Here is an 18,955-nt window from a genome sequence, read left to right as displayed (position 1 = left end):
AAGAGGGAGTGTATGCGCTGGATTGTTCTTATTCTACTATTCTTCGGAGCGATTCTAAACTTTGCTGATAAATCAATCGTTGGCCTTGCTGCTGTCCCAATTATGAATGAACTGGATTTGTCTTATACGGAATGGGGATTAGTGGGCAGTAGTTATTATTGGCTCTATCCTGTTACCGGAATTTTTGGTGCTGCCTGGGCAGATAAAATAGGAGCCAAAAGAGTATTAGTTGGTTTAATGGTTATTTGGTCGGTCTTACAATTTGGAGTTTTGGCGGTTACAGCTTTACCGCTATTAGTTGTTTATCGGATACTATTGGGAACTTTCGAAGGACCATACAGCCCGATTGCGTATAGCCATGCCCATAAATGGTTTCCTCCAAAATTACGTGGTTTTGCCAATTCTGTCATTGTTTCTGGAGGAACGGTAGGAGCGATGATTATTGCTCCGGTTCTGGTCGCTTTGATCACCATGTTTGGTTGGAAGATTGCATTTGCTACGTTAGGTTTGGCGAGTTTGGTATGGGCGATAATTTTTCAATTTTTTACGAAGGAGAGTCCGGTTGAAGCATATAAAAATGTACAGAAGAAAAAGAAGGAAAAACTAGAAAAAATAAAACTTAAGGATTTTGGAAAATTACTTGTTTCGCCCTCTGCCTTATTTACGACACTAGCCTATTTCTCGACTTATATCTTGATTGTATGGTTTTCCGTATGGCTGCCGATTTATCTTGAGGAAGTTATCGAGATGCCTTCAGCACAAATGGGGGTTGTAGTCATGATCATTGGCATTATTTCTGTAGCCATATATATGGGGGTTTCCGTGCTGTCCGATCGTTTGTTTAAGAAGAATAATAACTGGCGTATCTCCAGGGTATATGTTATCGGTATCGCAATGATCGTCGGGGCAGTGATTATGGCATCTCTAATGATTGTTCAGAATCCAATCTGGGTCATTATTGCAATGAGTTTAGGGAAAGGGTTAACATACTCTATTATACCTATTGGCCCAACCATCATGATCAATGAAATGCCTGAAAGAGGAGGACTAATGACCAGTATTTTAACCTCCTCGGGAAATCTTGCAGGTATTGTCGGTCCTATGATTACTGGATTTATCATTAGTCTTTCCGGGGCGAATAAGATGCTTGGTTACAATTATTCTGTGTTATTTATGGCTGCTATTGTATTCATTTTTGCAACCTTGTTCTTGTTATTCGTAAGGCCGGGAAGAGTTGATAATATCTCTTCGGAAGCTCATTCGGTTTAAATAGGATAAACTTGAACCTCATAGAAAGGGAGGAGATTTAATGAACGAAGCAAAAGAGCGACCCTGGGAAAAATATTATACACTTTCATTACAGGATGCCGGATCCAATAATATCTCTCTTTATGAATTTTTTAATACAAGCGCAAAAAAGTATGCGACACGTACAGCAATTACTTTTCGGGAAAAGACAATAACTTATGAAGAACTAAAAAACAAGATTGACCATTTGGCTGGGAACTGGGGACGGATGGGATTTAAACAGGGCGAAAGGATAGGTTTGATGATTCAAAACCATCCTGATTATATTGTGTCTTATTATGCAGCCCACGCATTAGGGTTAATCGTTGTGCAAATCAATCCATCTTATACAGCTAGAGAGCTTTTGCAAATCGTAACAGATGTACAGTTAACCTATATTTTGGCTGATCCCAAATCGATAGAGACTGTTCAGGCGGTTAAGGATATTTATCCATTTCAAACGATCGTTACATCACAATTAGCAGAATTGGAATTAGATAAGCAAACCCACCAATTGAAAGCGCTGACAGAAACTGGTGAGAAGTTGAATACCCCTGTTGCTATTAATGCGGAAGATGATGTCGCGGTTATTCAATATACAGGGGGTACAACAGGGAAAATGAAAGGAGCTATGCTGACTCATAAAAATCTGGTAACAAATGTGATTCAAAGTTTTATCATGTACAGGGAAAATCTTTCTGCGAGTCAAGATACTGTTCTTGCTGCTACACCGTTATACCATGTGTATGCAATGACAGGTGCTATGAATTTAGGGATTTTTATGGGCGCCAATATACTGTTAGTTACTAAATTTAAGGTGGATGAAGTGATGCCCCTGATCAAAAAACACCAGCCCACGGTGTTTCCGGGAGTTCCGCAAATGTATATCGCTTTTGTTAATTACCCGGATGCAGAGAAGTATGGGTTAGATTGTTTTCGAGTTTGCTCATGTGGCTCAGCTCCACTGCCTGTAGAAATACTGAATAAATTTGAAAAGCTAACAGGATCGAAAATATCAGAGGGCTTTGGTATGTCTGAAACCTCTCCAACGACGCATCGAACCCCGGTTAATGGAGAGGTGAAACCGGGTAGTGTAGGGATTCCCGTTCCTGAAACAGATAGTAAAATTATCGATAACAACCAAAATGAGCTTGGACTGTATGAGGTTGGCGAATTGGTTGTCAAAGGCCCACAAGTTATGAAAGGTTATTGGAATAATGAAACGGAGACAAACCGTGCATTGCAAAACGGCTGGATGCATACTGGCGATTTAGCTATGCAGGATGAAGATGGTTATTTCTACATTGTAGGCCGAAAAAAAGAAATGGTAATTACAGGCGGATTCAATATTTACCCGCAAGAGATTGAGGGTGTTTTATATCAGCATCCTTATGTGAAGGAAGCGGCAGTCGCAGGGATACCCGATCCCGAAAAAGGTGAGATTGTGAAAGCTTATATCGTCCCAAAAGAAGAATATTCTATTGATGTAGAGGAATTAAAAGGATTTTGTTACCGAAACTTAACACCGTATAAAGTTCCAAAGCAATTTGAACTAAGAGAATCACTTCCTCGGAACACTGTTGGAAAGATTTTAAAACGAAAACTGATTGAGTCTGAAAAAAGTTAATGGGAAGAATAATCTATTTTTTATTTAATTGCCTGGGGTTTGAGCAATTATGCATAATATGTGTACCCGGCACAAAAAGGAGAGGAAAACATGAATTTTCATTTAGACGAAGATATTGCTTTCTTGAAGAAAAATGTACGCGATTTTGTGCAAACAGAAGTGGAAGCGGTCGCGATGGACATTGAAAAAGAGAACCGGATTCCGGAGCGTATTCTTGAGCTGTCAAAAGAGATGGGACTTTTCGGTTTAAGTATTCCTGAAGTGTATGGTGGCCTGGGAATTGGAATGGTTGGTAAATGTGCGCTATACGAAGAAATCGGAGCAACACACAATGGCTATACGACACTCATCGGAGCACACACCGGAATTGGAACGGTCGGTATTGTCGAACTGGGTAATGAGGAGCAAAAAAGCAAGTATTTACCTTCGCTTGCCACTGGTGAGAAAATTGGAGCCTTTGCACTAACAGAACCAAGTGCCGGATCAAATGCCAGTAATTTAAAAACAACAGCGGTTAAAAAGGGAGATAAATATATTTTAAATGGGACAAAGCATTATATTACGAATGCAACAGATGCGGATATTTTCACCGTAATGGCTGTTACCGATCCCGATAAAGGGGCAAAGGGGATTACATCATTTATTGTTGAAAAGGATTTTCCCGGTTTTCAAGTTGGCGCCATTGAACCGAAGATGGGGTTAAAAGGCTCGCAGTCTGCGGAACTTATTTTAGAAGATTGCGAGGTTCCTGTTGAAAATGTTTTAGGTGAAGAAGGAAAAGGATATGTTAACGCATTAAAAATTTTAGCTAATGGTCGTGCGGGATTGGCAGCCAGGAATCTGGGATCATGTCAAAAATTATTGGATTTATCCATGCAATATGTACAGGAACGAGAGCAATTTGGTACTCCAATAATTGAGCATCAAGCAGTCGCGCATATGGTAGCGGAGATGGCCATGGAAACAGAAGCTTTACGTGCTTTTACTTATCGGATTGCTTCGATGGTTGATGACGGGGAGAAAGTAATTAAAGAAGCATCTATGTTAAAACTGTACGGATCAGAAGTATATAACAGGGTGGCAGATAAGGCGGTTCAGGTTCATGGGGGAATTGGCTACATTGCAGACTTCCCAATTGAACGTTTCTTCCGTGACGCAAGGATTACCAGGATATATGAAGGAACATCGGAAATTCAGAAGAACATTATTGCCGGGCAGTTGAAAAAGGAATATAGCTAAACAAATTGGGGGGATAGTGATGAACGAAAATATTGTTATTGTCAGTGCCGCCAGAACACCAATAGGAAGATATGGTGGCTCCTTGAAAGATATTAGTTCCGGGCATTTGGCTTCCATTGCGATAGAAGGAGCGATCAGAAAAGCAGGCATCAAACCGGAACAAGTGGATGAAACGATTATGGGAGAAGTCCGCCAAACCACAGAATCCTCGAATGTTGCAAGAGTCGCAGCATTACGATCAGGTATACCGGAATCTTCCCCTGCTTTTACGATTAATCGACTGTGTGCCTCAGGAATGCAAGCGCTCGCTTCGGGGGTGCAACAAATTTACTCTGAACAAGCTGATGTACTTGTGACAGGTGGAACCGAAAGTATGAGCCGATCACCTTTTTATTTGCGAAATGCCCGTTTCGGTGGGGACCATCCAACACTGGTTGATGCTAATACAGAGGCCGGTCAGCAACCCATTGAAATGTATGGGAAAAATTTAGGTATGGGGATGACAGCGGAAAACCTCGCTGAAAGATATGATATATCAAGAGAAGACCAGGACGCTTTTGCGGTAGAAAGTCAAAGGCGGGCAGCAAGAGCAATCGAAAAGGGAACGTTCAAAGATGAAATTGTCCCAGTAGAAGTAAAAGAGAAAAAGCAAACACGAATCGTAGAGCAGGATGAACATCCGCGACCGGGAACAACGATGGAGAAGCTTGCAAAATTGCGGCCTGCGTTTAAAGAAAATGGCACTGTGACGGCTGGAAATGCGTGCGGCCGTAATGATGGCGCTACGGCAATGGTTATGATGAAAGAATCGCAGGCGAAAAAGATGGGGCTCAAACCGTTAGCCCGGGTCGTCGATTGGGCAACTGCCGGTGTTTCTCCGGAAGTGATGGGGATTGGCCCTGTTCCAGCTGTTAAAAAGTTATTAAACCGAACATCCAAACAAGTGAAAGATATTGATTTAATCGAGCTGAATGAAGCCTTTGCATCGCAATCTCTGGCAGTCATACGTGAGTTATCACTCGATCCTGAAATTGTGAATGTAAATGGAGGGGCGATTGCTTTAGGGCATCCAGTAGGAGCGAGCGGTGCTAGAATTATCACTACTTTACTACACGAAATGATCAAACGTGGGAACGAGCTTGGTATTGCCACATTGTGTGCAGGTGGCGGTCAGGGTATGGCTGTGATGATGGAGCGTATTTAATGGTGCCTGTTACTTCCCAGGTTTTGTCGTATATTGTCGAATGGGAAGTTTCTTATAACCATTGAAGAAAGATCGGAGGATTATTTACGATGCAACAGCTGGAAGAGGTACGAAAAAGTTTTGAAACAAGCCCGTTTTTCTACCATCTAGGTTTTGAAATCACCCATTTTCAAGAAGGGGATGTTCGCTTAAAATTACCTGTTACCAGGCAGCTTTTAAATGCAAACCAGATACTGCATGGCGGTGTGCATGCCAGCATGATTGATTTTGTGCTGGGAATGGTTATACGATCAACGACCAGAACCCGTTGTATCACCATGAACTTAAATGTAAATTACTTTGCTCCAGCCGATAGTGGAAGCCTATTTGCCCAAGGAAGAATACTTCAACAGGGTTATCGTACTGTTACAGCAGAAGGGGAAATACTGGAAGAGCAGGGTGAGATGCTCGCAAAGGGCACTGGAACATTTAAGCTAATTAGGGAATAGCGCGATAATAGGTAGCTGGGAATGCTACACACGATAGAAGATTTGAATTGAGAACTAGGGAAAACGCGTGATATTCAAGCTGAGCCGATCGAGAAAGAATAAGAAGGTTCAATATTTAATTGGTGGGAGGAATTCATAATGACAAACAGATTTAAAGGAAAAGTAGCATTTGTCACTGGCGGGAGTCGAGGTATTGGAAGAGGAATTACAGAATGGTTCGCTGAAGAAGGTGCTAAAGTAGCAATTGTTGATATTAATGCCGAAGCGTTACAAGAGGCGGCCGATGTTTTCGAAGGCAACGGTTACGACTATTACACAAAGAATGTCAATATTGTTCATTCCGAAGAAGTAGAGACAGCGATGGATGAAGTGGTAGAAAGATTTGGCTCACTGGATATTCTGGTCAATAATGCAGGTGTTATTCGGGATAATATGTTGTTTAAAATGACCAATGAGGACTGGCAGCAAGTGATGGACGTCCATTTAAAAGGCTCTTTTAACGCTGCACGTGCTGCGCAAAAATATATGGTGAAAAATAGGTTCGGACGTATCATTAATATTTCTTCCACTTCGGCACTGGGAAACAGAGGGCAGGCAAACTATTCAACTTCATATTCGCAATATAGTTGCCTTGGCGAAACTAAATTAATGAAGAGAGAAATAAATTAGGCAATCGCAAATACAAACATTTGGATTGCCTGTTCTTGCAGTCTACCGGTTTTCTTTCGCGATAAAAGCATCTTTCACACCAGCATCAATCACCTTTTTCAACTGTTTTTCCGCATGCTTCTGATCAGAAAATGCCCCTGCCTGTACGCGATACCATTGCTTACCGGAAATCATTATCGTATCAACAAATGCATCGATATCTTTCTTTTTCAGCATATCTGCACGCTTTTTGGCGTTTGCTTTAGAAGTGAAGGAACCGGCAATGACCCGATAAATAGTTTTGGAGCTACCCTTCTTTTTTTTTAGATCAAAAGTTTTTGCCAGCCCGTTTACGTGTCCCTGGGCTACCTTTTTGCACCATGCATCCTGTTTCATCAATGCAGCATCATGGGAATTGTCAATAAATCCGTTTTCCGTCAAAAGTGCTGGCATTTTCGATTCTCGCAATACATGATAGTCAGCCTTCTTTTTACCCCGATCATTTAACTGGTTTTTCTTGACGACTTCTTTATGGATGGTATTCTGATAGGCAGCAGTTTTGGATGAACTGGAAAGGCTGCTATGAATATAATCCTCATATCCTTTGGCAGAACCATTAAACGAATTACAGTGAATCGACAAAAAGTAGTCAGCTCCCCAGTTATTCGCCTCATCGGTGCGTTGGGTTAAACTGACAGTCTTATCGCTGGTTCGACTCATTTTCACGCTGACATTTTCATAGTCTTGCGTTAAAATGGAATGGATGTGCTTTGCTATAGCAAGCGTAACATCTTTTTCCTTTAGTTCTTTTCCCTGTGCACCCGGATCATTGCCGCCATGACCAGGATCCAAATAAAGTTTCATTTAAATATCCCCCATTCTTTCTTTTTTCAATAATAGCGTATGACAGTTGGAAAAATGGCAATTGGACAGACGTCTTTTTAATTGCCAATTTCCATGATTGTCATCGCCTATTCACTACTATTAACGAATGAATAAGAGAGAAAGGGGCGTGTTTAAGAAAAAGTGCAAAAAAGAGCAGCTAATATTGAATTAGCTGCTTATTAGGAGTCTATTAAATGTAGGAAGTGGTATAATATTCTGGCGGTCAAACCCCAAATCACTTTACCGTTATATTGGTAAAAGAGCTCATCCTTATGACGTACCTGCCAATTATAATCTTCTCCCCCAACAATTAAATCAAATGGAAAATCATCCGCTGGTATTACTTTAAAATAGACTTTATATATCTCGGGTTTTACCTGAAGGAAATAGGATAAAGGTACGGTGAAAATTTCTCCAACTTCTGCTTGACTTGGGTTTATTTGTTCAGCGTTTTTGATCGTACCTGTAAACGGGAAAATCATCCGTCCGTTATCCGCAACAATGTAATCAAGCGGACTGATATTCTCAATCGATGTTTTCGATATCCCTAGTTCATCCGTCGTTTCGCGAATCGCACAATACTCAGGATCAGGATCGGTCGGGTCAATTTTGCCGCCCGGAAAACAAATATCCCCGGGCTGGCTGCGCAGTTTCATGGACCTTACCTCAAATAGTATATGGACTTCATTGTTTTTCTCGATTAACGGCAGCAGGATGGCGTGTTTGTGAAAATTATCATAACCAAGAATGGTAGGTTTTCGACCGTTTAGCTTTGCGATAATGTCTGTTAGGTTCATTTTTCATACCCCCATGATCATTTATGTTCATTATACTAGAAATTGTTAGATATCATTAATGGATAGACATACAATTTCGTGTTTGATCTGTATTTTGATAATGTAATGCACTAAGGTTACATATAATAACAAACTTACTTGACACAATTGTAATGTTTATGTATAATACTTACATAAAGTAACTAACTTGATAAAAATACGTATTGTAATTTCGTTTTGATATAGAAAAGTAAATAATAAAGGAGGTTTTTGCAAAGAATAGACAAAACGAAGTACAGGAGTATTTTAAGTTTCACTTTATGGACACACATAAATATGCATCCTTGTGATGGATACTTATTTCAATCTGATGTGGCTTAAGGAGACTTAAACCATTGGATTTTTGGAAAAATTATTTTGAAATCATTCAACCAAGAAGGAGACAACAAACAAGATGGAAAATGTTAAATTAGCAATTATCTATTACAGTTCAACTGGAACAAACTATAAAATGGCGAAATGGGCTGAAGATGCCGCAACAAAAGCCGGTGCCGAAGTACGTCTGTTGAAAGTTACGGAATTGGCTCCAGAAGCAGCAATTGCATCCAATCCAGCTTGGAAGGCCAATCATGAAGCAACAGCAGATATCCAGGAGGCAACCTCTGATGATTTGCAATGGGCAGATGCCATCATCTTTAGTACAGCTACACGATTTGGCGGCATTGCCTCGCAAATGAAGCAATTTCTTGATATGCAAGGCGGACTATGGGCGAGTGGTGCATTAGTAAATAAGGTCGTTAGTGCAATGTCTTCTGCCCAAAATGATCACGGTGGTCAGGAAGCAAGTATTCTCTCTCTTTATACTTCCTTTATGCACTGGGGCGCGATTATTGCTGCACCAGGATACACTGACCCTGTATTGTTCACAACCGGCGGAAATCCATATGGCGCAAGTGCCACCGTTGATGCGGAAGGAAATATTGTCAACAATGTACAACCAGCAGTGGAAGTACAAGCAAAACGGACTGTTGATATTGCTAGCCGGATTAAAGCGGGAAATAAATAAGTAATAATCATAAATGGCTAACCGGAATCATTTTCGGTTAGCCATTTTTAGTTGTAAAAAATCCTGGATAATCATCTATCCCGGTCCTTTTTATCGTCCTTTTCTTTTTCAACTCTTAAGGTATGTTCATTTGTTTCCTCAGCGAATTCCGTTTGCAGCTGGTTCATCGTTCGCCAGTCTTTTCGTTCATATTCATCAGGGGAAAAATGGTTAACAATAAAACCGTGGATGAATGGTTCACAACAAGTTATAAAAAAGGCTGATAGGATCGAGGTCGTAATGATTGGGATATTGGCATTGAGAAATAGGCCTCCCAGAATAAATAACGAAAAGAAGGTTAAGGCAAAGTCAGCGATAGTCGCGGTAATATTGCCAAACTGTCTCAATATGATCATATCACCAATCAGATAAGAAATGGCTGTAACGAATAGGCTAATCCAAAATAAGTTTACCCACCCCGCACCGGAAAAGATGCCGAAGATGGTATATATGGTAAACGCTATGGCCAAAAATTTAAGTCCTAATGCTTTCAGATGTTGCATGATTGTACACCTCTCTTGTCTTTGGTTTTGTTTTAGTATTTGACAATCCGGTAGTAAATATTATTCATTGACAGGTTAAAATGAAGTCGATAAAATGAATGATAATCAGTCAGTTACGGAGGGATTTTGTGGAGGATAAAAAAGATCGCATCATTCAATCCGCAATTCATGTTTTTCGGGAAAAAGGCATTGAAAAAACAAAAATATCTGATATTGTCAAAGATGCTGGTATTGCACAAGGGACATTTTACTTATACTTTTCTTCCAAGTTTGCCGTAATGCCGTCAATAGCTGAAGAGATGATGGAGAAAACTCTTGTTCAGATAAAAGAAAATGTGGATGAGAATCTTCCCTTTTCTAAACAACTCGAAACAGTGGTTGACGTAGTATTTGCAATAACAGATGAGTATCGGGAAATTTTTGCTTTGATCTATTCCGGGCTGGCAGCAACAGATTATCTGAAGGAATGGGAAGCCATATATGAACCATATTATTGGTGGATGCGTGACTTTTTAATGCAGGCTAAAGCGGATGGAGCAATTCGGGAAGCATTTGATATTCAGCGAACCGCAGAAGTACTCATTGGATTGATTGAATCAACCGCAGAACAATGCTTTTTGTATTCACAAATGGACGATGAAACCATTGATATGAAAAAGAAAGCTGTATTAATGTTTGCAGAATATGCGCTGGGTCTGCGTGACTAGTGTTTTTTAAGTTTATAGTGACTGATTGTCAGTCATGAATGGAGTGAACATGTTGAATAAATCATGGATATATGTTGTATTAACAAGTTTGTTTGAATTAGTGTGGGTGTATGGATTTAACACTGCATCCGAGTGGTGGCACTGGGTATTAATCTTGTGTGTAATTCCATTTGATCTGCACTTTCTTGCCAAGGCGTGTGAAAATCTCCCTACAGGTACGGTATACGCTATTTTTGCTGCTGCAGGTACAGTTGGAACAGCACTGATGGATGTATTTCTCTTTGACCGACAGTTAACCACTGGAAAAATCTTGTTTATGATAGTTATCGTTGCCGGTGTCGTTGGCTTAAAACTTTCCGATGAACAACAAACAGAAGGAGTAACAAACTAATGGGTTGGATGTATATATTATTGGCGGCAGTGTTTGAAGTGATTGGCGTGCTGGGACTGAGGCTGTTTAGTCATGCAAGGACAGTGAAAAATGGGGTTATTTACCTGGGTGGCCTTGGCGGGTCATTTGCATTTTTATACATGGCGTTTTTATATTTGCAGATTAGTGTTGCCTATGCCGTCTTCATTGGCATCGGTACAGCAGGAGCGGTGCTTTTAAATATGATATTTTTCGGGGAATCGAAAAGTTACTTTCGGATGTTGAGTTTAATAGTGATCATTATTGGCGTTGTTGGACTAAAGGCATTATCTTGAAATAGAAAAAAGCATGATATATTGAAAAATCATGCCTTTTTTCTTCGGTTAAGGAAGTATATCATTGATGTCCAAGCTTATGATAAGAGGTTTAATCCATCAAGTCACTGATAACTTCATACGAATGCAAACGGGCTTGATGGTCAAAAATTTGCGAACTGATAATGAACTCATCGGCTTTGGTCTGTTCCAAAAAGCTTTCCAGACCACGTTTCACAGTCTCCGGCCCGCCAACAATGGTAGCAGGTGATTCCATGGAACTTGCAACTGCCGCCTGTTCCATTTCTGACCAAGCGTTTTTTGTATCTTCAATTGGCGGTTGTAATTTCGCCGGGCGTCCATTGCGGATATTTAAAAACTGTTGCTGATGGGACGTTGCTAAATATTGTGCTTCTTCATCCGTATCTGCAGCAATAACATTGACACCTAGCATAGCATAAGGCTTTTCAAGCGACTTCGATGGTTGGAACCGCTCCCTGTATAAATGTAACGCTGGAATGGTGTAATTCGGTGAAAAGTGACTGGCAAACGAGAATGGCAATCCTTTATGTGCAGAAAGCTGTGCACTAAAGTCACTGGAACCAAGCAGCCAGATAGGAATATCCAATCCTTCACCAGGAACTGCATGAACCCGTTCAGTGCCTGCGAAATATCCTTGCAATTCCTCAACCTGTAAAGGAAAGTCCTCTACACTCATATTTAATGTTCGTCTTAATGCAAAGGCGGTTGCCTGATCACTGCCTGGTGCCCGTCCAAGACCCAGGTCAATACGTCCAGGATAGAGTGTTTCCAAGGTGCCAAATTGTTCAGCGATCACCAATGATGCATGGTTTGGCAGCATTATGCCACCGGATCCAACGCGAATACGATTTGTTGCCCCGGCAATGTGGCCAATTAATACAGATGTTGCAGAGCTGGCAATTCCGGGCATATTGTGATGTTCCGCCAGCCAATAACGATTGAATCCCCATTTGTCCACATGCTGAGCTAAATCTGTACTATTGGCTAATGATTCACCAGGGTTGCTTCCCTCATTAATGGGGGAAAGATCCAAAACAGATAGTGGGATATGATGAAAAGTTTTTGCTTTATTAGAAGTCATTTGATTCACTCCTTGTAATAATTCCTTACAAGAAATGATACGTCTTTCAATGTGGGAGGTCTAATATAATGCTTGCTCCAAGAGTATAGTTTCGCGGAATCGGTTGATGTTCACTCCCAAGGTTGATATTTTCATGAATTGGGTTGATATTTAGGCTATGTGGTCGATGTTTTTGTCGGTTAGGTCGATGTTCGCACACTAAGGTCGATAATACCACAAATTCAGTCGATGTTCGGATTCCAAGGTCGATATATCATCAAAATCGATTGATGCTAACTTATGATTAGCTTGGCTGGTTGCACCATTGATGTATTTTCAGTAATATAGTATTGGTAACATACGCATAGTATTGAAATGAGGGTATACAATGAGCAAACCATCCATCTACGGATTAACCTATGACCAGCTGACCGCTTGGCTGGTAGAGCAAGGACAACGGAAATTTCGTGCCCAACAGGTGTGGAATTGGTTATATAAGAAGCGTGTGACACAGTTCTCGGAGATGAAAAACGTCAATAAAGATTGTATTGCATTGTTAGAGGAAAATTTTGTGCTCCATACGTTAGAAGAAGAGATTAGACAGGAGTCTGCAGATGGAACGAAAAAGTTCCTGTTCAAATTACAAGACGGTAACTTAATTGAAACAGTGTTAATGCGATTTAATTATGGATTATCGGTCTGTGTTACAACGCAGGTTGGCTGTAATATTGGCTGTACATTTTGCGCTAGTGGATTACTAAGAAAAAACCGCGACCTTTCCAGCGGCGAAATTGTGGAACAGATCATGAACGTGCAAAAGCATCTTGATGAACAAGGTGACGGCGAGCGGGTCAGTCATATTGTCGTGATGGGAATTGGGGAGCCATTTGACAATTTCACCAATTTGATTGACTTTTTACGTGTTGTAAACGATGATAAGGGACTTTGCATTGGTGCCAGACACATAACTGTTTCGACCAGTGGACTAGCTCATAAAATATATGAGTTTGCCGATACCGGTCTGCAAGTGAATTTAGCCATTTCCCTACATGCACCGAATAATGAATTGCGGACTAAAATAATGAAAATCAATAAGGCTTTCCCAATTGAAAAATTAATGAAAGCAGTTGATTATTATTTGGATAAAGTCAATCGCCGGATTACGTATGAATACATCATGCTTCGGGATGTAAATGATCATGTAGAAGAGGCGGAACAGCTTGCCAGATTACTTCGGGATAAGCGCCATCTGACATATGTTAATCTGATACCCTATAATCCAGTTGATGAACATAACCAATACCAACGTAGTGAAAAGGAATCTATTCAAACTTTCTTTGAAACATTAAAGAAGCATGGTATAAACTGTGGTGTACGCTGGGAAAATGGTGCGGATATCGATGCCGCATGCGGTCAGTTGCGCAGTAAGCAAATAAAAAAGAAAAATGTTGGCTGAATATATAAAGACGCATCTTAACAAGATGCGTCTTTATATATTCAATTCCCTCCAATTAGTCTACAATAAAGTCTCCTAATTAATTGATCAGGAAATAAGCAGTTGATTAAGATATATTATTTGTTAAAAGAATTAAAATACATTATTGCATACTTGTATACAATAATGTATTTTTGTAGACGCGTTTTGTATTCTTGTACACAAATTCGTTTGCTTTGGGTGTACAAATATGTTTACATGTGTACAAGAAAGCTTGCAATCCGGTGTGATGCAGTGTACGACATTGTATTCAAATACAACCCGTTACGCTGGCAGGGAACTTTGATTGGTCCAGACGTGATATATGAAAAACATTTGTCAGCATGTAAGAGTATAGATCTTCATAGTCAAGCTGATTTGTTTTAACCTATTGAAGGTATGATAAGTAATTAGTATGTGTTGAAGTTATTGATAAATCATATCAGTTGTCGAATCATCATTGAATTTGTCCACTTCTATTTCTCTACTCTACTCATCCTAAACAGTTCAGGTGAAATATATGTCAAATATTGCGGAGGTTGAAATATTTAGCAAGTATTTGATTTTATTTTGGTAGACAATAATAGCTAAAATTCTGCAAGAGGCAAGACCTCACTTATCAGGAATTGGTAAGCAGGCCATACTAGTTCCGGTGAAGTACATAAAGGCGCTGCGTTCTTTACCACCTCATCTCCCCACCGATGGTTAGTTTTCATCTACAGGATGTGGTTTAATCAATAAATACCATATGGCTGTGATGTGCTGCATATATATTCCAATATCAACCACGACATTTTCCGCAACATCTGTGTTTCCATTTGCCACCGTTAGAGGTATCGGAATGCTACACATACATTCGTGATAAAAACTTCCACATTTCAACTTTATATGACATCACCTTACCTTTTTTGATAATCTCAATCATTTTTACCACTTACAATGAAATGGAAGAACTAATTCGACATTCATGTTACTGGCTGAAAAGTAATTACAGAAAAAAAGTCTTATAATGATGTTTTCTCTCAAATAAATAGAGATTTTCATTGTGAAAGATAAATCGACAAATAACGTCAAACATTGATCATTGCTTTAATAATATATTGACGTTAGTTAGACCCCACCTTATTTAATGAAATCTTAATCTAAGAACAGTTTTACAGATAAAACAAAACTCTCTCTTTCTCTTGTGTCGGGGTCACCTTGGGGCGTTTTTTGTATGAATTTGTAGAAACAGTAAAATTGCTGTCATATATTCCTTTTTTGTCGCATGTAAAAAAAATATAACCCTGCCTGTTATGATAGCTAAATAATATTCATATATTTTCGCCACCTTAAAGTCTGCAAAATCTATGTTTGCGTTAATTGCATACATGTTTACTTTTGTGAACACAAGTGGACAAAAAATGTGTTCTTGTATGCAAAAATGAAAACATAAAAGTTTACGAATGGGATTACATGAATACAAAAGTGTATACATATTGGCACAAAGCTGTGTGCAAATTGTGTGCATGCAAGCGTTAAAGAAAACATGATAAAAGTCTGATTGATTATTTTTGGTAAATCTATTATTCTTGTAAGAGTAATAGATTAAATAGGAGGGAATTTAACCTTATGACAAAATCAAGAATTGCAGCCGTTGATGTTGGTAATGATGCAGTCAAAGCCAATTTTGGTAAATTGGAAAGTGAACTATATATCCCAAATGTAATTGCACATGATGTGGAGGATCGTCCTGTTATCGGTATCGAGGAATTGGATGAAAAAGATCCGGTTGATAATTTACATATTCGGATCCACTCCCCTGCTTTGGAAGAAAATAATGCGATTTACCGGGTTGGGAACCTGGCAACAAAAACGGATAATTCATTCGAACTTGATCCGGGCAGCAGCAAATCAGAAGAGGACCAAACCCTGATTATGCTGTTCGCATCCATTGCGCTTGATGCGGTGAGCAGTGGTGAATTTAGTGAAACGAGAGAAAATGTGATTGATGCACGCTATACATTAGGTACAGGATTGCCGCTAAGAGAGGTAAAGGAAGGTAAAGACGTTGGTTATCGTTCACAACTGTTGGGATCGGTACATCAAGTTGAATTTTTAGTTACACCGCGATACCAAGGAAAAAAAGTAAATATTAAATTTGATGAAGTAAAGGTTTATCCTGAAGGGTTTGCAGCATATGTCAACCTGATTATGGATAATGATTTAAAAGTAATCAATAAAGATCTGATTGACAAGCAAATTTTAATTCAAGACATTGGTGGACTTTCCACAGATATTGCAGTAATTAGAAATCGTAATGTAGATGATGATAAGGCACAAGGATTCAACTTGGGTGTTGCAGAATCATTGGAATCCATTCGTGAAGAAATCCGGAAGAAACATGGTGTTGAATTGGACAGCAGACGTGATGTTGTCGATATCATTACCAGAAAAAATGACCGGCATCACATCATGGTTAAGGGCAGCAGAACAAGTGTACATGATATTACCGATCATATTCTTTTGGAATTGGCGAAAAAGGAATATCGTTTCTTGAGAAATACTTGGGCGAAAAATTCGCAGTCTGAGATTTGCTATTTTGTTGGTGGCGGTTCAGCGGTGCTAAAGGATTACCTGAAGGCATTAAACAATAAGCTGGATGGATTTAACATTGAGTTTTTTGAGAATGAAAATGAAAGTATCTGGATGATGGCGAATGCTTATTACAAGCTGATTTCCCAATTTATCGGTAAACAAGCACAGCCACAAGATCAAGCAAAGAACCAGGCACCAAAACAAGCTGTTAAGGAAGAGACAAAAGTAGCAGCGAAACAAAAATAGGGTGATATGATGGGTGAGAGAAAAAGTATTGAACGGGGACAATCGATAACCTTTCGTATCCCCTCTGATACACCTGATTATCTATTAAAGCAATTACAGCGGTTAAAAAAAACGGAGCGGAGAAATTTTTCCAGCCGGATTGCCCAATTTGTGCTAAAAGGGGTCAATGAAACAGTTGTAAGAGAGCGTGAAACAGTCACCATTCCACTCCCAAAACAATTAACAAAGGAACAAAAGAGCTGGCTGAAACACGAACACTCAGAGGCGCTGATTGGCAGTATATTGTATCAGTTGATCAATGACCCAAGACGGGCAACTTCACTGTTGGCGGCGTTAAACAGTAACAGGCCCAATATTGATGAGGCATTGTATCTGCAGGAGGAAGCAGCAATGACAACCATCCCTGAGGAATTTGAGCCTGAACCGATACAACCGGCGGAACAAATGGAATCTACGTCCGAATCTACGTCCATGGGTAATGATGATGCGCTTGATGATTTGACGATGGATAGCCTGGATGAATTTCCAGATCCAGAAGAAGGTGCGCAGGAAGAAGACGATAATCCACTTGGCGATTTCTTTTCCCGAATGAACCGATAAAGCCGGCAAGCCTGTTAATATGGCTTGCCGACTTTTTTCTATAGTCGAATTAGGCCTTGAAATGAACGGACTTCATTTTTTGCTTAATCATCCGTATTCTTATCTTCAAACGCCTCTAATGCAGAACGTTTCTTCCGGCGCTTACGAATTTGTTCCTGAATCTTTTTTCGATCAATATAAATGGTAGGGGTTTCATAATCTTCCGACTCCTTGATATCGCTGTTGGAAGCTTTCATGAATGACCATGCAAGCAGGAACATGATAAAGATAACGGGAAACCCGGCAACGATGCTAGCGGTTTGCAGTGTTTTTAGCCCGCCGACAATCATCAATACGAGTGGTAGCAAACATAATGTAAAGGCCCAAAATAAACGGTTCCAGCGTAATGGCTCCGACCGAACTTCCTTTTGTACAACCGCTGCAAGAATATAAGAGGATGAGTCGAATGTTGTCGCCAAAAAGATAATCGCCAGGATGGTAAATAATGCGACCATGATAATTGGCATTGGCAGCTGGTGCAATATTTGAATGATGGCAGCCGAGGCACCATGTTCATTCATAAAACCAATCACATCAAAATTTCCGGTTAACTGTAAATACAGTCCAAAGTTCCCCATAATCCCGAAAAACAAAATGCATCCAATGGTACCATAGATCATTGTCCCGAGAATCATTTCCCGAATCGTCCTGCCTCGTGATATCCTGGCAACAAATAAACCAACAAAAGGCGCATAAACTACCCACCACGCCCAATAAAAAATAGTCCAGGATTCGGGAAAGCCGGTTTCTTTAAAGCCGGCCAAGTTTCCAAACGGTTCCAGCCAAGTCGCCATATGAAAAAAGTTATCAACAATCATCCCGATACTTGTGAAGGTTGTTTGACTAATAAATAATGTTGGTCCGAACAAAAAGATAAATAACAAAATAAAAATAGCCAGCCATATATTGACATCACTTAGCACCTTGATTCCTCTATTTAGCCCCGAATAGGCACTTAATGCAAAAATAATGGTACAAAAGAGGATGATAGCGATTTTTAACCAAATGGTGATTGGGATTCCAATTAAATCATGTACTCCTTCAGCTATCATGGGCGCTCCAAGTGCCAATGTAGTACCTGCACCACCCATCAATCCAAACATAAATAACACATCAATAACAACACCAAGCGGCCCATCAGCTTGGCGGCCAATAACTGGTCTGACAGCCTCACTGATTTTTAAAACGGGCTTCCTTCGTACGTAATAGAAGTAGGCGATGGGTAGCGCCGGTAATGTATAAATAGCCCAAGCGATAGGACCCCAGTGAAACATCCCATAGGAAGATGCCCACTCGATCGCCTCTTTTGATTCGGGGGCAATTCCAAATGGCGGGCCTTGATAATAATAAGCCCACTCAATCATTCCCCAATAAAGAATACTCGATCCAATCCCCGCGGCAAACAGCATCGCCGCCCAAGAAAAAGTGCCAAACTCCCTTTCATCTTCTTCACTTCCCAGTTTAACATGTCCGTTTTTACTAAAAGCGACAAAAAGTAAAAAGGCGAAAGCACTCAGCCCGACTAGTAAATATAAAACACCGAAATTACCGGTCATAAATTCATTTGCCATGTCAACTACTTTTCCGCCTTGCTCTGGAAAAACCGCCAGTGGAATGGATACAAGCAGAATTAACACGATTGCACCAATAAACGTAGGCCAGTCGATTAATTTTGCTTTCATTGCTTCTCACCTCTTTAATTGATAGCCTTTCTTAAATGGCTAAAGATATACAGCACATGTGTATCCTAACTAAATGAGATAT

General features: G+C 40.0%; 17 protein-coding genes and 1 pseudogene. 13 read left to right on the top strand and 5 right to left on the bottom strand.

What is annotated here, in order from left to right; genetic code table 11:
* Positions 1-12 precede the first annotated feature (12 nt).
* The 6 genes and pseudogenes from O2S85_RS18135 to O2S85_RS18110 form a co-directional block, all read left to right on the top strand.
* A complete protein-coding gene (locus O2S85_RS18135; RefSeq protein WP_269410679.1) occupies positions 13-1,269 on the top strand; it encodes an MFS transporter in 1,257 nt (418 codons plus the stop codon).
* A 40-nt stretch (positions 1,270-1,309) separates the two neighbouring features.
* Complete coding sequence (locus O2S85_RS18130; protein WP_269410678.1) at positions 1,310-2,914, top strand: long-chain-fatty-acid--CoA ligase; 1,605 nt, start codon at positions 1,310-1,312, stop codon at positions 2,912-2,914.
* 90 nt (positions 2,915-3,004) lie between these two features.
* Entirely contained in the window at positions 3,005-4,153 is a 1,149-nt protein-coding gene (locus O2S85_RS18125; RefSeq protein ID WP_269410677.1) for an acyl-CoA dehydrogenase family protein, read from the top strand.
* Positions 4,154-4,172: 19 nt separating this feature from the next.
* Positions 4,173-5,357 (top strand): thiolase family protein, encoded by a 1,185-nt coding sequence (locus O2S85_RS18120; protein WP_269410676.1) that lies wholly within the window; start codon positions 4,173-4,175, stop codon positions 5,355-5,357.
* Positions 5,358-5,446: 89 nt separating this feature from the next.
* Positions 5,447-5,845: a PaaI family thioesterase gene (locus O2S85_RS18115; RefSeq protein WP_269410675.1), complete on the top strand. Its 399-nt coding sequence runs from the start codon at positions 5,447-5,449 to the stop codon at positions 5,843-5,845.
* A gap of 138 nt (positions 5,846-5,983) precedes the next feature.
* A pseudogene (locus O2S85_RS18110) lies at positions 5,984-6,457 on the top strand (SDR family NAD(P)-dependent oxidoreductase); the annotation flags it as partial.
* Positions 6,458-6,556: 99 nt separating this feature from the next.
* Here O2S85_RS18110 and O2S85_RS18105 read toward each other — a convergent pair.
* Together O2S85_RS18105 and O2S85_RS18100 are read right to left on the bottom strand one after the other, a co-directional pair.
* The gene (locus O2S85_RS18105) at positions 6,557-7,357 is read right to left on the bottom strand and encodes an N-acetylmuramoyl-L-alanine amidase (RefSeq protein WP_269410674.1); all 801 of its coding nucleotides are present in this window, start codon (positions 7,355-7,357) and stop codon (positions 6,557-6,559) included.
* Positions 7,358-7,557: 200 nt separating this feature from the next.
* Positions 7,558-8,175: an NUDIX hydrolase gene (locus O2S85_RS18100; protein WP_269410673.1), complete on the bottom strand. Its 618-nt coding sequence runs from the start codon at positions 8,173-8,175 to the stop codon at positions 7,558-7,560.
* A 433-nt stretch (positions 8,176-8,608) separates the two neighbouring features.
* Between O2S85_RS18100 and wrbA the strand changes: the two genes are divergently transcribed.
* Positions 8,609-9,220 carry an NAD(P)H:quinone oxidoreductase gene (gene wrbA, locus O2S85_RS18095; RefSeq protein ID WP_269410672.1) on the top strand — a complete coding sequence of 204 codons (612 nt, stop codon included), beginning with the start codon at positions 8,609-8,611 and terminating at the stop codon, positions 9,218-9,220.
* Positions 9,221-9,291: 71 nt separating this feature from the next.
* Here wrbA and O2S85_RS18090 read toward each other — a convergent pair whose 3' ends face one another.
* On the bottom strand, positions 9,292-9,762 hold the full coding sequence (locus tag O2S85_RS18090) for a YndM family protein (protein ID WP_269410671.1): 471 nt from the start codon (positions 9,760-9,762) through the stop codon (positions 9,292-9,294).
* A 128-nt stretch (positions 9,763-9,890) separates the two neighbouring features.
* Between O2S85_RS18090 and O2S85_RS18085 the strand changes: the two genes are divergently transcribed.
* The 3 genes from O2S85_RS18085 to O2S85_RS18075 are packed head-to-tail and all read left to right on the top strand — an operon-like array spanning position 9,891 to position 11,174.
* On the top strand, positions 9,891-10,469 hold the full coding sequence (locus O2S85_RS18085; protein WP_269410670.1) for a TetR/AcrR family transcriptional regulator: 579 nt from the start codon (positions 9,891-9,893) through the stop codon (positions 10,467-10,469).
* Between the two features lie 49 nt (positions 10,470-10,518).
* Positions 10,519-10,860 (top strand): DMT family transporter, encoded by a 342-nt coding sequence (locus O2S85_RS18080; RefSeq protein WP_269412641.1) that lies wholly within the window; start codon positions 10,519-10,521, stop codon positions 10,858-10,860.
* Entirely contained in the window at positions 10,860-11,174 is a 315-nt protein-coding gene (locus tag O2S85_RS18075; protein WP_269410669.1) for a DMT family transporter, read from the top strand. Before O2S85_RS18080 ends, O2S85_RS18075 begins: the two co-directional genes overlap by 1 nt.
* 91 nt (positions 11,175-11,265) lie before the next feature.
* Here O2S85_RS18075 and O2S85_RS18070 read toward each other — a convergent pair whose 3' ends face one another.
* On the bottom strand, positions 11,266-12,276 hold the full coding sequence (locus O2S85_RS18070; RefSeq protein WP_269410668.1) for an LLM class flavin-dependent oxidoreductase: 1,011 nt from the start codon (positions 12,274-12,276) through the stop codon (positions 11,266-11,268).
* A gap of 367 nt (positions 12,277-12,643) precedes the next feature.
* Here O2S85_RS18070 and rlmN point away from each other — a divergent pair, with 367 nt between their 5' ends.
* The 3 genes from rlmN (at position 12,644) to O2S85_RS18055 (ending at position 17,152) form a co-directional block, all read left to right on the top strand.
* Positions 12,644-13,711, top strand: coding sequence for a dual-specificity RNA methyltransferase RlmN (rlmN, locus tag O2S85_RS18065; protein WP_269410667.1), 1,068 nt, complete (start codon positions 12,644-12,646; stop codon positions 13,709-13,711).
* A gap of 1,629 nt (positions 13,712-15,340) precedes the next feature.
* Positions 15,341-16,552: a ParM/StbA family protein gene (locus tag O2S85_RS18060; RefSeq protein WP_269410666.1), complete on the top strand. Its 1,212-nt coding sequence runs from the start codon at positions 15,341-15,343 to the stop codon at positions 16,550-16,552.
* A 6-nt stretch (positions 16,553-16,558) separates the two neighbouring features.
* Entirely contained in the window at positions 16,559-17,152 is a 594-nt protein-coding gene (locus O2S85_RS18055; RefSeq protein WP_269410665.1) for a hypothetical protein, read from the top strand.
* 83 nt (positions 17,153-17,235) lie between these two features.
* Here O2S85_RS18055 and O2S85_RS18050 read toward each other — a convergent pair whose 3' ends face one another.
* Positions 17,236-18,873, bottom strand: coding sequence for a BCCT family transporter (locus tag O2S85_RS18050; protein ID WP_269410664.1), 1,638 nt, complete (start codon positions 18,871-18,873; stop codon positions 17,236-17,238).
* Positions 18,874-18,955 lie beyond the last annotated feature (82 nt).

It is taken from the genome of Lentibacillus daqui, assembly GCF_027186265.1.
Lineage (GTDB): Bacteria > Bacillota > Bacilli > Bacillales > Amphibacillaceae > Lentibacillus_C > Lentibacillus_C daqui.
Note: the sequence above shows the minus strand (reverse complement) of the source record. Positions and strands in the feature narration are given on the sequence as shown.

Excerpts from the sequence above, each read along its gene's own strand:
- O2S85_RS18135 (WP_269410679.1), top strand. The coding sequence starts at position 13 with ATGCGCTGGATTGTTCTTATTCTACTATTCTTCGGAGCGATTCTAAAC.
- O2S85_RS18130 (WP_269410678.1), top strand. The coding sequence starts at position 1,310 with ATGAACGAAGCAAAAGAGCGACCCTGGGAAAAATATTATACACTTTCA.
- O2S85_RS18125 (WP_269410677.1), top strand. The coding sequence starts at position 3,005 with ATGAATTTTCATTTAGACGAAGATATTGCTTTCTTGAAGAAAAATGTA.
- O2S85_RS18120 (WP_269410676.1), top strand. The coding sequence starts at position 4,173 with ATGAACGAAAATATTGTTATTGTCAGTGCCGCCAGAACACCAATAGGA.
- O2S85_RS18115 (WP_269410675.1), top strand. The coding sequence starts at position 5,447 with ATGCAACAGCTGGAAGAGGTACGAAAAAGTTTTGAAACAAGCCCGTTT.
- O2S85_RS18105 (WP_269410674.1), bottom strand. The coding sequence starts at position 7,357 with ATGAAACTTTATTTGGATCCTGGTCATGGCGGCAATGATCCGGGTGCA.
- O2S85_RS18100 (WP_269410673.1), bottom strand. The coding sequence starts at position 8,175 with ATGAACCTAACAGACATTATCGCAAAGCTAAACGGTCGAAAACCTACC.
- wrbA (WP_269410672.1), top strand. The coding sequence starts at position 8,609 with ATGGAAAATGTTAAATTAGCAATTATCTATTACAGTTCAACTGGAACA.
- O2S85_RS18090 (WP_269410671.1), bottom strand. The coding sequence starts at position 9,762 with ATGCAACATCTGAAAGCATTAGGACTTAAATTTTTGGCCATAGCGTTT.
- O2S85_RS18080 (WP_269412641.1), top strand. The coding sequence starts at position 10,519 with ATGTTGAATAAATCATGGATATATGTTGTATTAACAAGTTTGTTTGAA.
- O2S85_RS18075 (WP_269410669.1), top strand. The coding sequence starts at position 10,860 with ATGGGTTGGATGTATATATTATTGGCGGCAGTGTTTGAAGTGATTGGC.
- O2S85_RS18070 (WP_269410668.1), bottom strand. The coding sequence starts at position 12,276 with ATGACTTCTAATAAAGCAAAAACTTTTCATCATATCCCACTATCTGTT.
- rlmN (WP_269410667.1), top strand. The coding sequence starts at position 12,644 with ATGAGCAAACCATCCATCTACGGATTAACCTATGACCAGCTGACCGCT.
- O2S85_RS18060 (WP_269410666.1), top strand. The coding sequence starts at position 15,341 with ATGACAAAATCAAGAATTGCAGCCGTTGATGTTGGTAATGATGCAGTC.
- O2S85_RS18055 (WP_269410665.1), top strand. The coding sequence starts at position 16,559 with ATGATGGGTGAGAGAAAAAGTATTGAACGGGGACAATCGATAACCTTT.
- O2S85_RS18050 (WP_269410664.1), bottom strand. The coding sequence starts at position 18,873 with ATGAAAGCAAAATTAATCGACTGGCCTACGTTTATTGGTGCAATCGTG.